This window comes from Streptosporangium sp. NPDC049248, assembly GCF_040678965.1.
GTDB lineage: Bacteria > Actinomycetota > Actinomycetes > Streptosporangiales > Streptosporangiaceae > Streptosporangium > Streptosporangium fukuiense.
Genome location: NZ_JBFAQY010000018.1, coordinates 65,116 through 79,340, shown reverse-complemented (window position 1 = coordinate 79,340; position 14,225 = coordinate 65,116). Strand labels below are relative to the sequence as shown.

The following is a 14,225-nucleotide window of genomic DNA, read 5'->3' as shown; positions in this document are numbered from 1 at the left end:
CTGAGTGAGGTGGCCGGCCCGTTCCGCGTCAGGCCGGGATCTGCTTCTCGTGCCAGGTGTAGTAGAGGTAGGTGCTGCCGGGCCCGGTCAACGTGCCGTAGACCTGCCAGAAGCTGTTGGCGCCGAGCGAGTAGCGGAAGACCTTGTCCCCGGGCCGGTCGTCCACGAACACACTCTGTGACCCGTTGGACCAGATCCGTACCTCGATCGTGAATGTCGAGGTGTCCGGGATGTCGAGGCAGACCTCGTACGTGTACGCCGACGGGCCGCCGATGTTGTAGCTGCGACCGTCCACCGCGGGCCTCTCGACGTTGGTGGGGACGTAGCTGTTCAGGACCCGGGTGTACCCGCCCGTGGCGCAGTCGATTGCGGAGGTGGCTGCGGACGCGGGACTGATGCCGGTGAGCATGGCACCGAGGACGCCGGTGGCGACGAGAATGGAGGTGGTGCGCTTCATGCCTCTCCTCATCCGTGCAGTGACTCTCCAACCAAGTAGTTGAAGGCTGAACTGATTCTGGCTCGGTTGCCGTATCTGGACAAGTCCGGGCAAGAATCCGTGCATTTTCGAGTCAAGCGGGTCACGTTCAGTCCTTCATCGATGAACTTGGCCTACGTGTTCTCGGTGAAAGCGCGGTTCGCGAGGGCGCGACATCACCTCGCGCAGGCACACGCAGCCGAGCCGCAACCGCCTATGGAGCAGGGCAAAGAGCCCTCAATGCCGCGACTGGCTCCCGTTTGCAAGCAGGATGTCAGCCTAGGCTCCACCAATTCAAACGCACTCTCGCCGAAGGTCGTTGGCGAGAGTGCGTGACTGTCCGAGTGACTACGATCTCTCTTCCACTGGAATTCGTGTATCGGTATTTCGGCGTCGGCAAGCTGTCTGCACACGCTGTCTCGGCGAGGTCGCACGGTGCCTTTCCAGAAGTGGTCCAGCGCGAGAGCGCACGCTGTGCGGACGGGGTTGTGTCCCGGTTGCGTACGCCGGGTGGCGGTGTGCTCGCGGCTTTTCCGACGGCTCAGTTGTAGGGGTTGTCGTAGGTCACGGATTTGGTGCGGCTGTTGTAAGTGTTGCCGGGATAGAACCAGCCGCCCGTCACGTACAAGGTGACGTTCGTCAGGGTAGTGGAGTGGGTGTATTCACCGTCGTAGAGGAATAGGGACAACTGGCACCCGGGGGGAGCGGCTGCCGTGCCCGTCTGGGTGGGATAGAGGACGGTGCTGCCGTTGACGGAGACGTAGAAGTTCGGCATGGGGTAGGAGCCGCTCCCCCAGCACAGCCGGAGCGCGTACCTGAACTTCGTGTTCCCGTCGTCGAACGCCAGCGTGCCGGTCAGCTGGGCGAGCATGATCGACGGGCCGGCGTTCGAGGTCACCGTGATGGACACGGTCTGGTCTGGGCCGTAGGCGGCGTGCGCGGGAGTGACGGGCACCAGGATTGCCGCGAGTGTCGCGATGACGATGGCGACAGAGCCGGCCGCACGACGTGCTGTGGAATGTGCCAATTCCAACCTCATCTCTTCGTGATGTCGGCGGAGCACACAGGAGATTATTGTCGGGGCCTCCAGGCGTCCAGAGAGGCGATTGAGAGCCACTGATTCGGCCCGGCGTTAACTTATTGTCATGGCAGCTCTCGCGAGGGTGGGCCAGGCGTGCCACCAGGTCGGGGATTAGTCCTGCAGAGCCGTAATACCGGCGTGACGGGTGAAATTTTCATTCCACCGGGACGCGGTCGACTCCGGAACCGGAGACGGCCAGACCGGTGTGATTGTTTTCCGGGTTCTTCCTGCAGCGCTCATATGAATCAAGGACGGCATGCGCCGCCGTACGACCGGCCCTCGCACCGAGCCCAGCGCTCGGCTTACCTGACCACCGCACACGTCGGTCTCATTGGATCTGTAGGCCGAAACGAGAGCCGAATGTCGGTCACTGGCTCTTGTGGCCACGTCGGCCGCAGGGCCGTGTTGGTGAGTTTGAGAGTCACCCCGGCGGACAGGCCGGCGCGATGACGGTCCCTGGTCTTCCTCGATAGTCGCCGTCGGCGATGTCCCAGGTCCAGGTGGAGCGAGGGACGACTACCTGGAGGTGGCCCTCCGCTCCCGAGTGTGTCCCCAGCCCCCGGGATGAGGTTCTGATTACGCTGAGGAGCCCTCGCTAGGGTGTCGGGATTAGCGCTAATCCCGACACTGAGCACGTGAGGGCCCCAGTCCCCAGCACGGGGCCTGGGACGCTTGTCTTGTCGCCGCCTGGCCAGTCTGATGTGGGTAGCGTCAGCGTGGCGGGGCTGATCTGCCGGAGGAACTTGCGAGACCGCGGGGCCTCAGTGACGTGGGTCCGGGCCCTCGGTGACGCCCCAGGTCTCCGCGAGTCGGCCGTTGTCAATACGGAAGATCTCGATGAGCACGGGCCGGACGTCGCTACCCGGGGCCGCCATCCCCTCAACCGATGAGCGGACGGCAACCTTGTCGCCGTCGATCAGGATGTCGTCGGCGACAACGCGCATGGCCGGGAACCGGGCAACGACCTGGACCCAGGCCTCCTTGCCCGCTTCGAACCCGGTGGCGCCAAGCGGGTGGTTAAGGAAGTCGGGGGTGAACAGATCGGCGGCCTGGTCGAACTGCCGGGTGTTAAAGCATTCCTGCATCCGCAGCACCAGGGCGCTGGCTTCCTCGCGTGTGGTCATCGAAGGGACCTCCTCGTGTTCGGTGGGGCCTGCCTCATGGCGAAACGACGCAACCGCATAAGCGGGGCTTCGCCCCGTTTATATACGGGCAGCATACGGGGCGACGCCCCGGTTAAGCTAGGCGTGAGATGTCCAGTCGAACGCCTAAGCACACTCCAGCCGAGCCACCGACGGCTCCCGTGAACGACCGGGAGCTACGGGCCGACGCGCGCCGCAATCGTGAGCAGGTATTGCGGACCGCGCAGCAGTTGTTCGCCTCACAAGGCCTCGGCATCTCGCTCGACGAGATCGCCCGCCGCGCGGGTGTCGGTCCCGGCACCGTCCACCGGCACTTCCCCGCCAAGGAAGCGCTGTACCTCGCCGTCGCGATCGACCAGATCAGGCAGTTGGTCGCTGAGGGAGAAGCGCTCGCCGGTACCGACGATCCGGCCGCCCTGTTCACGCTGCTGTCCCGGATGATGGCCTCAGGCGCGGAGAACGCGGCGGTGAAGAGCGCGCTCACGGCCGCCGAGTTCGACCTGCGCAACGCCGCTCCGGACGCCGCTGCCGACCTCACGCACCAGGTCGCACACCTGCTCGATCGCGCCCATCGCGCCGGCGTCGTACGCCACGACGTGACAGTCGACGAGGTGATGGCAATCGTCGCCGGCGCCTTCGCCGCGATCCGACACGCCGACGCGGACACCAGCCACGAACGCTCCGCACACATCGCCCAGATCATCCTCGACGGACTACGGCCCCAATCCCGATAACAAGGGCCCAGGCAACTCCACCCCTAACCAAGCCAAGGACCTCCACTCCCACGACGTCTCCGGAATCAGAGTGACTGGCAACGACCGAGGACCTGCGATCAGCTACCTGGCGGCTGGGGACACATTCGGGAGCGAGGGGCCGAGGTGGGGCGAGCGACGGCCATACTCGGTGACGAGGTAGGCCGGAGTGGCTCCCGAACTGGCCGATATGAGTGCGATCCCGGCTCTCACACAGACAAACATCTGGCTCTCGTTTTCACCAAAGCAGGATGTCAGGAGTTCGAATCTCCTTGGCTCCGCTCCAGGGCAAAGGCCACTACCCGTGATCGGAAAGTGGCCTTTTCGATCCATGGGACGCCAGATTGGCCAGGGTGCTCGAGTCCGCGACGTTTCCGCCGTCAGCAACTCCCGACAGGCTCTCCTACGTCCCCGACAAGTCCATCGAATGATCCTCAGATCCAGCCTTCTTCCCAGGCGCGGTGAGCGGCGGCGTGGCGGGAACTGACGCCGAGTTTGGCCATGGCCGCCGACAGGTAGTTGCGTACCGTGCCCGGCGCCAGGTGGACCTGGGCGGCTATCTCCCTGATCGAGGCCCCGGTCCGGGACGCCCGCAGCACCTCCAGTTCCCGGTCGCTGAGCGGGCAGTCGTCCTCGGTCAGGGCCGAGGCGGCGATGTCGGGATCGACGTAGCGCCGTCCGGCGGCAACGTCGCGGATAATCTCCGCCAGCCTCGTCGCGGGGGTGGTCTTGGGCACGAACCCACTCACACCCACCGACAACGCGCGGCGCAGCGCCCCCGGGCGGGCGTGCCGTGTCACCAGGATGATCTTGATGGAGGACTCCGCCCTGATCTCCTGAGCGGCACGCAGGCCGTCGGTCGGCGGCATCTCCAGGTCCAGTACGGCGATGTCGGGCTTGTGCTCGCGGGCCAAGCGCACGGCGTCGGTGGAGGTGGCCGCCTCGGCGGCGACGGTCAGGTCCTCCTCCAGCTCCAGCAGCGCCGTCAGGGCACCCCTGATCAGGTCCTCATCGTCGGCGATCAACAGCCGGATCATCGCGCCTCCGGTTCAGTGGCCGCCGCGGCATTTCGAGCGTTCGCGGATTCCTGGCCGGTTGTCTCCGCCGGCAGGGAGGCCGTCACGATGAAACGGTCGTCGTCGCGCCGCCAGGTCAGCTCGCCCCCGACGGCCTGCAGCCGCTCAGCGAGTGTCTGCAGGCCGGTACCCGGACCGGACTCCCGCCCCGTGCCGGGATGATCGGGCGCGCCGTCGTTGGCGACTGTGAGGCGGGCCAGGCCGCCGATGATCCGGTAGCCGACCTCGGCGTGCCGGGCGCGGCTGTGGCGTAGCACGTTGGTGGTCGCCTCCCGCATCACGAGCCCCAGCAGGCGCGGGCCCGGATCGGGAAGAAGGCCGGGAACGGCGGCGCGGTCGAGCTCCATCCGGGCGTCGATTCCGGCCGCGGCAAGCACTCTGGTCGCGTTCCCGATCTCCTCCTCCAGCGTGACGCGGCGATACCCCTGGACGACGGCACGAGTGTCCCGCAACGCGTCTGCGGCCAGCCGCCGCACCTCCTTCATCTCCGCGGCCGCCCGCGCGGGGTCGGCCTCCGCCAGCCGCGCCGCCAACTCGCTCTTGAGCGCGATCACCTGCAGGTGGTGGCCCTGGATGTCGTGCAGATCGGCGGCGAAACGCAGCCGCTCGTCCTTTACCGCCAGCTCCGCTGAAAACCGGCGGGCCGCGTTCAACTGCTCGGCGACGTCCCATGCCCACAACATCCCGAGCGTGACCCAGCCGGTGAAGAGCACCAGTCCGGCAGGGAACGCCGTCGCGAACACCGATCCCTGCCCCGACAGCGCGGCTGTGACCCCGCCCAGAACGGCCGCGCCTGCCGCCGTGACAGTGATCAGCAGCCACGGGCGCCGACCGGGTAAGAACGTCGCGATGATCGAGACCATCATGGCCGGGCCGAACGACCAGAGCCCGTAGTCCCGCAGGGCGAGCAGGATCACGCCCAGTACCGTCCCGCCCGCACCTCCGGCCACCAGCCATCTCACCGGCGGTGGTCTGCCCGGGGACTCAAGGGGAATGCGCGGGAGCCGACGGCTGGTGGACACCGCGATGGCCGCCACCGTCAGCGCCAAGGTGGCCACGGCGGCGAGTCGGACCATGACCGGCACCGCTGTGTCCATGATCTGGTTCTTGACGCTGAAGGCCAGGAAGAACGCGGTGACGCCGATGAGACTCCACCAGGTGTAGCGGCGGAAGTTCGTCAGCCTCGTTCCAGGATCGACCGGCACGTCACGCACGCGGCCATTGTCGCAGCAATCCACCGCGTCAGCCCTTTATGTCTCGCCGCCACCTCATGATGACAAATGTCATGCGATCACATGACATGTCCATCCTCTGACATGCGGTTTCGGCGCTACCGAGAAGATGCCCGTGTCGGCGAGCCTGGAGGTCATCTATACCTGACCCCCGTATCAAGGAGGCCTCTGATGCAAGCCGCGAATACCGCACCCGCCCCTAAGCGCTGGATCCACGTGCTCAAGGATCGTTGGCCGATCGCCGTCGCCATCGGACTGATGTTCCTCACGCTGAGCAGCGGCAGCGACCTGAGCAGCGAGGTGAGGAGCTTCGCGCAGATCCTGCCTGCCCTGCCGCTGCTGTATCTCGTCGTCGCCAAGCTGGGCCGACCCGCGCTGTCGTGGCCGCTGCTGGGCGTCGGAACGGTGATCATCTTTGGGGCGCGGCTGCTGGATCTGGTCGCGCCGTCCACCGTCCTGCTCGCTCTGGCACTGGTCGTGCTGGTCTGGGGCATGATCGATGGACACTCGCGCCGGTCCGGCGAATTCAGGATCCAGGCGATCGGCGTAATCGGGTTCGGCGCGCTAGCGCTGGCCGGGCTGGCCCTCGATCCTGAGATCGGCCGATACGTGGTGGCGGCCGGATGGTTGGTGCACGGCGTCTGGGACTTCGTGCACCTGTGGCGCGGCAAGGTCGTCACCCGCTCCTACGCCGAGTGGTGCGGCGTGTTCGACGTGCTGGTCGGAATCGAGCTGATCTTCCTGGTGTGACGCGCCAGGAAACCGTCGGATACGGCGGCCAACCTCCAGCGCTGGCAGCAACATCGCCACACGCCGACACATCCCGGCCACCGCGCAGACGCGCCTGACCACGCTCTCGATCGGCCGAGCAGGTGATCGCTCCGCCTGAGAGCGGAAAATCAGGCCGGCGCGCCGCCTCCGGCGCTCGGGCTTGGCGGCCTGCAATCTGGGCCGGCTTGCCATCGGATGACAGAGCGGGCCGCCGGCCGGGATGCCGTGTACAGCAGCAGGTACAGCAACGCTGCCTTACATGATCACACTTCACCGGTCGCTATCTGCCGTCTGAGCAGGGTGCGGAGCTCTCTACGTCGTGACCGGCGCTCGTTTGCAAGCAGGATGTCAGGAGTTCGAATCTCCTAGGTTCCACCCATGTCAAAGGCTACCTTCCGTGATCGGGAAGTGGCCTTTTCCGTGCCGTACAGCGGCGAAATACAGCAACGCCGCCGGCCGAGGCTGCCGTCGGGCGTCCTGCTGCGCTGAATGAGTCGAGGGCGCGTCGCCCGTAGCGGGATGTCGATCGGGAGGGCCGCGGTGTCGGGTATGCGCCGGCGGAGGCGATGAGCACGTGGGAACGGCGCTCAGGCGCGGACCCACCGGCCCCCGCTGCTCCGCGGCCGCCGCGGGCCAGTCCGGCTGTGACGTGTCGTCAGGTCAGCCGGATTCGCACAGCCTCTTGAGCTCGGCGAGGTCCGTGTTGATATCCGCGATCACCTGATTGGGATCGCCGCCGGTCATGCCGGTCAGCCGGAAGTTCAGCTCCTGGAATTCGGCGGCCAGTCGACTGATCGTCGCCCCCACCGCTCCTTGAGCGTCGAGGACCGCGCCCATCAGGTCGAGGTAGGTCTGGCGAGCCGCGGCCGCCTGGCTGCTGCTGGTGGTCCCGGCGTTCCGGCGGTATGCGGTCAGCGCCGTCGTCGTCTCGTCGCAGCCCCCGGGCCGGACCGCTGACACCGGCGGGGAGGCGACCGGCACCGCTCGCGTGGTGCTTGGCGCCGGCGGCTGGGGCGCGCTGGACTCGGGCGGGGGGCTCGGGGTCGGCGGTGCGTGCCCGGTGGTGACCGGATCCGGCGACGACGGCTGCGGAGCCGAGGTGGTGACTACCACGTCGGACGGGGGCTGCGGAGGCGAGGTGGTGACTACCGCGTCGGACGGGGGCTGCGGAGGCGGGGTCGGCGGCATCAGGTAGGCGACCAGCGTGACCACGGCGGCCACCGCACCCGCCAGAGCGCCCACTGCCGCCCAGTTCAGGCGCAAACCTGCTCCTCCACTCGCCGTCGGCGGCCGCGCCGGTCCGTTCTTCGTCATGCCCCTCATCGTGGCCGAGCCGCCGAAGTCGGTCCAGGAAGTCTTCCGCTGGCCTTCTGAATGGAATTCGCCTATATGAGGCGGGCCGGCGGCAGGCGCCGGTGAACGCGACCTCGACCGAACGCCATCCCCGGCGTCATCCACCTGCTTTGAGGAACGTGGCACTCATCGAGCCGTCTCCGGGGAACCGGAGCGCGGAGACAGCCGGATCATCAGTCGGCGTTTCCGATGCCGAGGCCGTCGAGGAGCGCCTGGAGCCCGAACTCGAAGAGCCTGTCGAGGTCGAAGTCGTAGCCGTCCGCGCCGAGTTCACCGATCAGCTTGGCGAGCAACGGCGCCCGTCCGGCGGCGACGACGGCGTTCACCGTGCCGCCCTGGGTGTCGAGCCACTGCTCGCTGGACAGGCCCGTGGCCGACATCGCCTGTGCCTCCCGCTCGACATGCACGGCGAGCCCCTGCGCGTATGCGTAGAGCAGAACATCGATGGTCATCGCGGTCGCCGGATCGAGATCGAGCCCGTCGAGCGCGAGCAGCAGTTGCTCGCCGTGCCTGAGTACGCCGGGCAGTGGCAGCGGACGCCCCAGCGGGGCGAGGTGGGGCAGCCAGGGATGTCGCCGGTAGATCCGCCACAACGTGCGGGCGACCATCTCCAGCCGGTCCCGCCGGCCGAGCGTCACGTCCGGGTAGCGTTCCGCGCCGTAGGCGAGGTCCGCCATGGTCCGTACCAGGTCGTCGCGGCCGCGCACATGCCGGTAGATCGCCGCGGCCGAGACGCCGAGACGCGCGGCCACGGCGCGAACGGTCACGGTGCCGAGCCCTTCCGCGTCGGCGATCGCGATCCCCTCGCGCACGATCCGCTCCCGGGTCAGCTCCACCGCACCGGGATGTCGCCGCGGCCTGCTCAGAGTGGCCGCCACCACCGTCCCCGACCGGGGCCTGCCCTCCACCAGTCCTTCCTCCTTGAGGACGGCGAGCGCCCGCACCGCCGTGGCCAGGGCGACCCCGAAGTCGCGCGCGATCGCGCGGGTGGACGGAGTCTTGTCGCCGGGGGCGAGCTCGCCCGCCTGGATGCGACGCCGGAGGTCGGCGGCGATGCGCTGGTAGGGAGCTTCCACGATAATTTGTCCTAGAACAGATATGACGGTTGAAGCTGCATCTGTTCTAGCACAGTTGGGCGTTCGGGTACCGCCGGGGATACCAAGGAGCCATGACTTCTGTGCTGATCTCCGGCGCGAGCGTCGCCGGTCCCGCCCTGGCCTACTTCCTGAGCCGGCACGGCTTCACCGTCACCGTGGTCGAGCGCGCTCCCGCACTCCGCCCCGGCGGTCAGGCGATCGACGTGCGCGGCACCGCGCTCACCGTCGTCGAGCGCATGGGGATCCTCTCCGACGTGCGGCGCTGCCGTACCCGCATGAACGGCATGTCCATGCTCGACGGCGACGGCAACGAGCTGTGGCGCTCCACGGAGATGGCGATGTCCAGCGGCCGCCTCGACAGCGACGACGTCGAGTTGCTCCGCGAGGACCTGAGCCTCTTGATCCACGACAGCACGAAGGACGACGTCGAGTACCTGTTCGGCGACTCGATCACCTCGCTCGCCCAGGACGAGCGTGGCGTGCGGGCCGTCTTCGAGCGGGCGGGCGCACGCCCCTTCGACCTCGTGGTCGGCGCGGACGGCTTGCACTCCAATGTCCGCCGTCTGGTGTTCGGTCCCGAGCAGGAGTTCGTGCACCACCTCGGGACGTACCTGTCGATCTTCTCCATGGACAACTGTCTTGGCCTGGAGAACTGGCAGACCTGGTTCAACGACGGGAACACGGGCGGCGCGATCTACCCGGTGCGCGACAACACCGAACTCCGCGTCAACCTCGGCTTCCACGCCGAGGAGCCCGTCACGTACGACCACCGTGACGTCGAGGCGCAGAAGCGACTGGTCGCCGAGCGTTACCCGGACGCGCGCTGGGAGGTGCCTCGGCTGCTCAGGGCGATGTGGGACGCGCCCGACTTCTATTTCGACTCCATGGCCCAGGTCCGGATGGAGCGCTGGTCGGCCGGCCGGGTGACGCTGCTCGGCGACGCCGGCTACTGCGCCTCACCCCTGTCCGGCCAGGGTACGAGCCTGGCACTGGTCGGCGCGTACGTCCTGGCCGCCGAACTGGCCCGGTCGGGTCACGAGGCCGCGTTCGCCGCCTATGAGGAGCGCATGCGACCGTGGGTGGAACTCAACCAGGCGCTCGTGGAGAACAACCGCGACCAGTCGGAGGAGATCTCCTCCGGGGAGAGTCCGCTGGACCACGTGAAGAACGCGATCCAGCTTCCCCGATGAACCGGTATCGAGCTGAAACGCCCTGTCTCCGATCTCCCGGTGCTCCAGTGACACCTTGGATCATGGTCGGCCGACACGCGTTTCGGTGATGTTCCGCAGGTGCCTCTCCTGAGCGTCGAGAAGTTTGTCATCGTGCTCGGTCGCCCAACGTCCGAGAGCCTTCATCGGACCGTCGACCAGGCTCTGCCCCAGGCATGTCAGGGCGTACTCGACACGCGGCGGGGCTTCGGCGTGTGCACGGCGGTCGATCAGCCCGTTCGCGATCAGGCGACGCAACGCATCCGTCAACACCTTGTCACTGATGCCGCCGACGCGGAGTCCCGGCCGTGCTGGGGTCGCTGGATCGCGCACGCCGGCTTGAGGAGGTCGCGGGTTTCGTCATCGGGCTGGTCTTCGCCGGCACCGACCCCGACTCCGCCATCCCACGCGTCCCGTCGGCGGCCGCGTGATACCCGTGCCGACACTTCACAATCCTGGCGTGGTGGCCGCGTGTCCGGCCGATGCCCTCAGCCGGAGCGCCCCGCGTAGTAGCGCCGCGACTTGTCGCGGCTGCCGCAGGTGGTCATGCTGCACCACCGGCGGCGACGATTCTTGCTGACGTCCAGGAACAGCCAGCAGCACGACGGACACTCACCGAGCCGATCCAGTGGCCCGTGTGTGAGCAGTTCGACCGCCGAGGCCGCGACCTCCCAGAGCAGGATTCGCAGCGTACGTGGTGCCCCCCAGGAGAACCGGAAGTTCCCGCCGGCCTCCTCCAGGCGGCCATGGGCGATGCCGTCACCGTGCAGCGCGACGACGACATCAAGATCCGGCCGCGGCGCCCGCCCTCCCTGCGCAAGCGGCTGAAACACCCGGAACACCGCCTCGCGCAGCTCGCGGGCATCCGGCAGGGCCGCCGCGAGCCCGTCCGGTTCCCCGATCGGACGCCCCGCCGCCGCGGCCCAGGTCACAGCCTCCTCCGGGGTGCCCAGCCAGTCTCGCCGAGCCACCGGACGAGCGTTGACCGTGTTGGCGAAGTCCAGGCACAGCGCGTTCCCAACCAGCTCGATGGCAGTCACGGCACGAGTATCTCACCGATCAAATCCCGTTGACAGGTCAGGTGACATAGGCCACGCTATGACCGATCAAAGGTATTTGAAAGGTAAGAAACAGATGCGCCTCCTCCCGCTGCCGCTGGGTCGGTCGTTCAACGCGCTGTGGTTCGGCACCGGCGCCGCGAACCTCGGCGACGGCATGGCGCTGTTCGTCCTGCCACTGCTCGCCATCGCCGTCGACGCCTCGCCCGGCGGGGTGGCGGCCGTGACGGTGGCGCTCACCCTGGCATGGCCGGTCTTCGGCCTGCACGCCGGCTGGATCGTCGACCGGGTCGACCGTAGGACACTGCTGAGCGGCGTCAACCTGGTCCGCGCGCTGGTGCTGTCCGGACTCACCGTCGGTCACCTCACCGGTACCCTGTCGCTGCCGCTGCTCCTCGCCGTGGCGGTGCTGCTCGGCGTGGCCGAGACGCTGGTCGACACCGCGCTGACCTCGACCATCCCCATGGTCGTCGAGCCCGCCGGCCGCAACAGAGCCAACGCACGCATCGAGGCGACCATCAACGTCACCAACCAGCTCGCCGGCCCACCGCTCGCGGGCCTGCTGGCGAGCCTCACCCTCGTTCTGGCCACCGGTGCGAGCGCGGCCCTCTACGCCCTGGCCGTCGCGGGCATCGCCGTGATGGCCCTGCGCCGGGCGCCCGCCGGGACCCGAATCTCAGGGGGCGGCGGCGTGGTCGCCGGCTTCCGGTACCTGTGGCGGCAGCCGGTGGTGCGAACGCTGACCCTTTTCACCGCCGTGATGAACATCCCCTGGGCGGTCGCGACGGCCCTGCTCGTCGTGTACGCGGTCAGCCCCGGCCCGCTCGGCCTCACCGCGGCCCAGTACGGCCTGGTGCTGACGGCGATGGCCGTGGGCGGACTGCTCGCGGCGGCGGTGGTGGAGCCGTTGCGGCGCCGGTTCGGGGTGACCAGGCTGCTGATCGTCGACGCCGCCGGAACCGTTCTGCTGGTGGCGCCTGTGGCGCTGGGCGGGCCGGTGTGGACCGTGGCCGCCGGGGCGGTGATCGCTGGGGCCGGGTCGAGCATCTGGCGCATCCTGGTGGCCACGATCCGACAGAACCTGTCGCCGCCGGAGTTGCTGGGGCGTATCTACGCCGCGTCTCGGGTGCTCAGCTGGGGGGTGATTCCGGCCGGCGCGGCGCTGGCCGGAGTCGCGGCGGAGCTGTGGGGCGTGCGGACGGTGTTCGTCCTGGCCACGGGGCTCGCCGTCGTCGTGCTGGGCCTCTTCGTGCCGTACGCGCTCCGTACGGATCTGTCCGCGACCATCGAGCCGAGGGCGGACCATCAGCCCGTCGCGTGAGCGCAGCCGACGGCACCTGGTGCAGGCTCTCCCCTCCAGCCGGATTCTGTACCGCCGCGGGTCAGCGGTTCTCCTGGGAGAAGACCCGGCTCAGCCGGTACGGCGAGACCTTCAAGAGCCCGGCCGGCGAGCACAGCGCCACCGCCTGACCGGGCATCCACCGGGAACTCGTCGCCGAGGCCACGCCGGACGAGGTGTTCGGTGGCGTCGATGGTGGGCGATGCGGGGGCCGGCTCAGGTCCGCTGTCGCGTACTCGGACGACGCTGGTGGTCCGGCGGGATGCGGTAGACGGACACGTGGGAACGCGATTCGGCGGTGAAGTCGGCCCCGGCCCAGTCCGCGTGCCTGCTCTCCAGCTCGAATCCGGCCAACTGAGCCATGAGGTCGAGTTCGGCCGGCCAGATGTAGCGGTGCGGGCTGCGGAACAGCTGGGCCTGCCTGCTCTCGTCGAATGTGAAGTGGTGCGACACGACGTGTTGACGCAGAACGTCGTAGGTGTCCAGACCGATGTAGCCGGGCCCGGAATGCCACACCGTGGCCTGCTGACCCGGTGGGAGCTTGCGCAGTTCAGGCACCCAGAGCTCGATCACGAACCGGCCGCCGGGTATGAGGTGACGGGCGGCGTTGCGGAAGCACGCGACCTGCTCGGCCTGGGTGAGCAGGTTCGAAATCGTGTTGTAGACGAGGTAGACGAGCGTGTACTTCCCCGGGGCGACGGCGGTCGCCATGTCGCCGACGACTACCGGGATCGTCGCTTCGTCCACTTTCGTTCGCAGTTGGTCGATCATCGGAGGTGACAGCTCGATGCCGGTGACCGGCACCCCCCGCTCGGTGAGCGGGACGGCCACACGGCCGGTTCCGATGGCGAACTCGAGCGCCTGCCCGTCGCCCGCGAGTTCGGAGAGGCGGTCCAGGGCCGGCCCCAGCACCTCGGGCGCGAACATGCCGATGCCCGGCGTGTCATAGCGCCGGGCGGTGTCGACGTCCCAGATCTCCTCCTGTCGCATGCCTCCAACGATCGCCACGGGGGGTACGCGCTGTCCAATGATTTTGTGACCCCGCGGGTCGCGAACGTACGCGCGAGCCGCTGCGCCTCGGATCCTGTCAAGCATCGGCCGGGACACGACGCCGGCCTCTGTTGGATCGCGGCGGGTTCACGCGGCCTTGCGAAGGCCGGCGAACTGCAGGCCGGTGAAGCCGGCGACCACTACCGCCTGTGCGATCACCAGCGCGGTGCCCAGACCGGTCAGCGGGAACCAGCCGGCGATGAGCAGTTCCGCGCTCGCGGCCACCCAGGCGATGTTGACGGCCATCACGACGCCCACGGCGGCCCTGCTCACCGTCGGCCGCGAGGCGAGGAAGAACACGGCGGCCGCGAAAGCGACCAGGAACGCGCCGATCGGGTAGAGGAAGACGGCGGGGAGGCCGAACATCTCGCCGAAGATCGCCGCGACGACGACGTAGACGGCTCCGTTGGCGCCCGTGCCCATCGCGTCCAGCCTGAGAGCGAAGCGGAGCAGCTTGGCGTCGGTGGTCCTGACGGTGCCGGCGATGGTGGCCATTTCGAAGATCCCCTCGTGGTGCTGACGTGCATGTGATCACGAAGTTACGCAGGTCCGCGCCACCCCGAATCAGTCATCGTGACGGTAGGTTCCTGA

17 protein-coding genes are annotated in these 14,225 nt (G+C 68.1%); 6 read left to right on the top strand and 11 right to left on the bottom strand.

Annotated features, from left to right (window positions below):
- Positions 1-28: 28 nt before the first annotated feature.
- The 3 genes from AB0K21_RS28470 to AB0K21_RS28460 all read right to left on the bottom strand — a co-directional run bounded on the left by AB0K21_RS28470 (position 29) and on the right by AB0K21_RS28460 (position 2,680).
- Positions 29-457: a hypothetical protein gene (locus AB0K21_RS28470; RefSeq protein ID WP_343970552.1), complete on the bottom strand. Its 429-nt coding sequence runs from the start codon at positions 455-457 to the stop codon at positions 29-31.
- A gap of 559 nt (positions 458-1,016) precedes the next feature.
- Complete coding sequence (locus AB0K21_RS28465) at positions 1,017-1,502, bottom strand: hypothetical protein (RefSeq protein WP_364154732.1); 486 nt, start codon at positions 1,500-1,502, stop codon at positions 1,017-1,019.
- Between the two features lie 815 nt (positions 1,503-2,317).
- The gene (locus tag AB0K21_RS28460) at positions 2,318-2,680 is read right to left on the bottom strand and encodes an ester cyclase (protein ID WP_343970558.1); all 363 of its coding nucleotides are present in this window, start codon (positions 2,678-2,680) and stop codon (positions 2,318-2,320) included.
- Between the two features lie 179 nt (positions 2,681-2,859).
- Here AB0K21_RS28460 and AB0K21_RS28455 point away from each other — a divergent pair, with 179 nt between their 5' ends.
- A complete protein-coding gene (locus AB0K21_RS28455) occupies positions 2,860-3,432 on the top strand; it encodes a TetR family transcriptional regulator (RefSeq protein ID WP_364154728.1) in 573 nt (190 codons plus the stop codon).
- Between the two features lie 452 nt (positions 3,433-3,884).
- Here the strand turns inward: AB0K21_RS28455 and AB0K21_RS28450 are convergent, their stop codons facing one another.
- Together AB0K21_RS28450 and AB0K21_RS28445 are read right to left on the bottom strand one after the other, a co-directional pair.
- Positions 3,885-4,487, bottom strand: coding sequence for a response regulator transcription factor (locus AB0K21_RS28450; protein ID WP_364154725.1), 603 nt, complete (start codon positions 4,485-4,487; stop codon positions 3,885-3,887).
- Complete coding sequence (locus AB0K21_RS28445; protein WP_364154722.1) at positions 4,484-5,740, bottom strand: histidine kinase; 1,257 nt, start codon at positions 5,738-5,740, stop codon at positions 4,484-4,486. The genes AB0K21_RS28450 and AB0K21_RS28445 overlap by 4 nt, the downstream gene beginning before the upstream one ends.
- Positions 5,741-5,929: 189 nt before the next feature.
- On the opposite strand from AB0K21_RS28445, the gene AB0K21_RS28440 reads away from it, so the two are divergent.
- Entirely contained in the window at positions 5,930-6,508 is a 579-nt protein-coding gene (locus tag AB0K21_RS28440) for a hypothetical protein (RefSeq protein WP_364154719.1), read from the top strand.
- A 681-nt stretch (positions 6,509-7,189) separates the two neighbouring features.
- Here the strand turns inward: AB0K21_RS28440 and AB0K21_RS28435 are convergent.
- A complete protein-coding gene (locus tag AB0K21_RS28435) occupies positions 7,190-7,792 on the bottom strand; it encodes a hypothetical protein (protein WP_364154716.1) in 603 nt (200 codons plus the stop codon).
- Between the two features lie 263 nt (positions 7,793-8,055).
- Positions 8,056-8,958: a GntR family transcriptional regulator gene (locus tag AB0K21_RS28430; protein ID WP_364154713.1), complete on the bottom strand. Its 903-nt coding sequence runs from the start codon at positions 8,956-8,958 to the stop codon at positions 8,056-8,058.
- 92 nt (positions 8,959-9,050) lie between these two features.
- Here AB0K21_RS28430 and AB0K21_RS28425 point away from each other — a divergent pair, with 92 nt between their 5' ends.
- Positions 9,051-10,169: an FAD-dependent monooxygenase gene (locus AB0K21_RS28425; RefSeq protein ID WP_364154710.1), complete on the top strand. Its 1,119-nt coding sequence runs from the start codon at positions 9,051-9,053 to the stop codon at positions 10,167-10,169.
- Between the two features lie 60 nt (positions 10,170-10,229).
- Here AB0K21_RS28425 and AB0K21_RS28420 read toward each other — a convergent pair whose 3' ends face one another.
- On the bottom strand, positions 10,230-10,520 hold the full coding sequence (locus tag AB0K21_RS28420) for a helix-turn-helix domain-containing protein (protein WP_364154707.1): 291 nt from the start codon (positions 10,518-10,520) through the stop codon (positions 10,230-10,232).
- Here AB0K21_RS28420 and AB0K21_RS28415 point away from each other — a divergent pair.
- A complete protein-coding gene (locus tag AB0K21_RS28415; protein ID WP_343970969.1) occupies positions 10,496-10,618 on the top strand; it encodes a hypothetical protein in 123 nt (40 codons plus the stop codon). The genes AB0K21_RS28420 and AB0K21_RS28415 overlap by 25 nt on opposite strands.
- A gap of 57 nt (positions 10,619-10,675) precedes the next feature.
- On the opposite strand, the gene AB0K21_RS28410 is transcribed toward AB0K21_RS28415, so the two are convergent.
- Positions 10,676-11,227, bottom strand: a complete 552-nt coding sequence (locus AB0K21_RS28410; protein ID WP_343970585.1) for an ABATE domain-containing protein — start codon at positions 11,225-11,227, stop codon at positions 10,676-10,678.
- Positions 11,228-11,321: 94 nt separating this feature from the next.
- Between AB0K21_RS28410 and AB0K21_RS28405 the strand changes: the two genes are divergently transcribed.
- Positions 11,322-12,566 carry an MFS transporter gene (locus AB0K21_RS28405; RefSeq protein ID WP_343970588.1) on the top strand — a complete coding sequence of 415 codons (1,245 nt, stop codon included), beginning with the start codon at positions 11,322-11,324 and terminating at the stop codon, positions 12,564-12,566.
- The gene (locus AB0K21_RS28400; protein WP_364154702.1) at positions 12,563-12,715 is read left to right on the top strand and encodes a hypothetical protein; all 153 of its coding nucleotides are present in this window, start codon (positions 12,563-12,565) and stop codon (positions 12,713-12,715) included. The genes AB0K21_RS28405 and AB0K21_RS28400 overlap by 4 nt, the downstream gene beginning before the upstream one ends.
- An 85-nt stretch (positions 12,716-12,800) precedes the next feature.
- Here AB0K21_RS28400 and AB0K21_RS28395 read toward each other — a convergent pair whose 3' ends face one another.
- Entirely contained in the window at positions 12,801-13,574 is a 774-nt protein-coding gene (locus tag AB0K21_RS28395) for a class I SAM-dependent methyltransferase (protein WP_364154699.1), read from the bottom strand.
- A 147-nt stretch (positions 13,575-13,721) separates the two neighbouring features.
- Positions 13,722-14,129, bottom strand: coding sequence for a hypothetical protein (locus AB0K21_RS28390; RefSeq protein ID WP_364154696.1), 408 nt, complete (start codon positions 14,127-14,129; stop codon positions 13,722-13,724).
- Positions 14,130-14,225: the final 96 nt, after the last annotated feature.

Bases quoted from the DNA above. Each gene is read 5' to 3' on its own strand.
- AB0K21_RS28405 (WP_343970588.1), top strand. From the start codon at position 11,322: ATGCGCCTCCTCCCGCTGCCGCTGGGTCGGTCGTTCAACGCGCTGTGG.
- AB0K21_RS28440 (WP_364154719.1), top strand. From the start codon at position 5,930: ATGCAAGCCGCGAATACCGCACCCGCCCCTAAGCGCTGGATCCACGTG.
- AB0K21_RS28450 (WP_364154725.1), bottom strand. From the start codon at position 4,487: ATGATCCGGCTGTTGATCGCCGACGATGAGGACCTGATCAGGGGTGCC.
- AB0K21_RS28460 (WP_343970558.1), bottom strand. From the start codon at position 2,680: ATGACCACACGCGAGGAAGCCAGCGCCCTGGTGCTGCGGATGCAGGAA.
- AB0K21_RS28470 (WP_343970552.1), bottom strand. From the start codon at position 457: ATGAAGCGCACCACCTCCATTCTCGTCGCCACCGGCGTCCTCGGTGCC.
- AB0K21_RS28390 (WP_364154696.1), bottom strand. From the start codon at position 14,129: ATGGCCACCATCGCCGGCACCGTCAGGACCACCGACGCCAAGCTGCTC.
- AB0K21_RS28425 (WP_364154710.1), top strand. From the start codon at position 9,051: ATGACTTCTGTGCTGATCTCCGGCGCGAGCGTCGCCGGTCCCGCCCTG.
- AB0K21_RS28395 (WP_364154699.1), bottom strand. From the start codon at position 13,574: ATGCGACAGGAGGAGATCTGGGACGTCGACACCGCCCGGCGCTATGAC.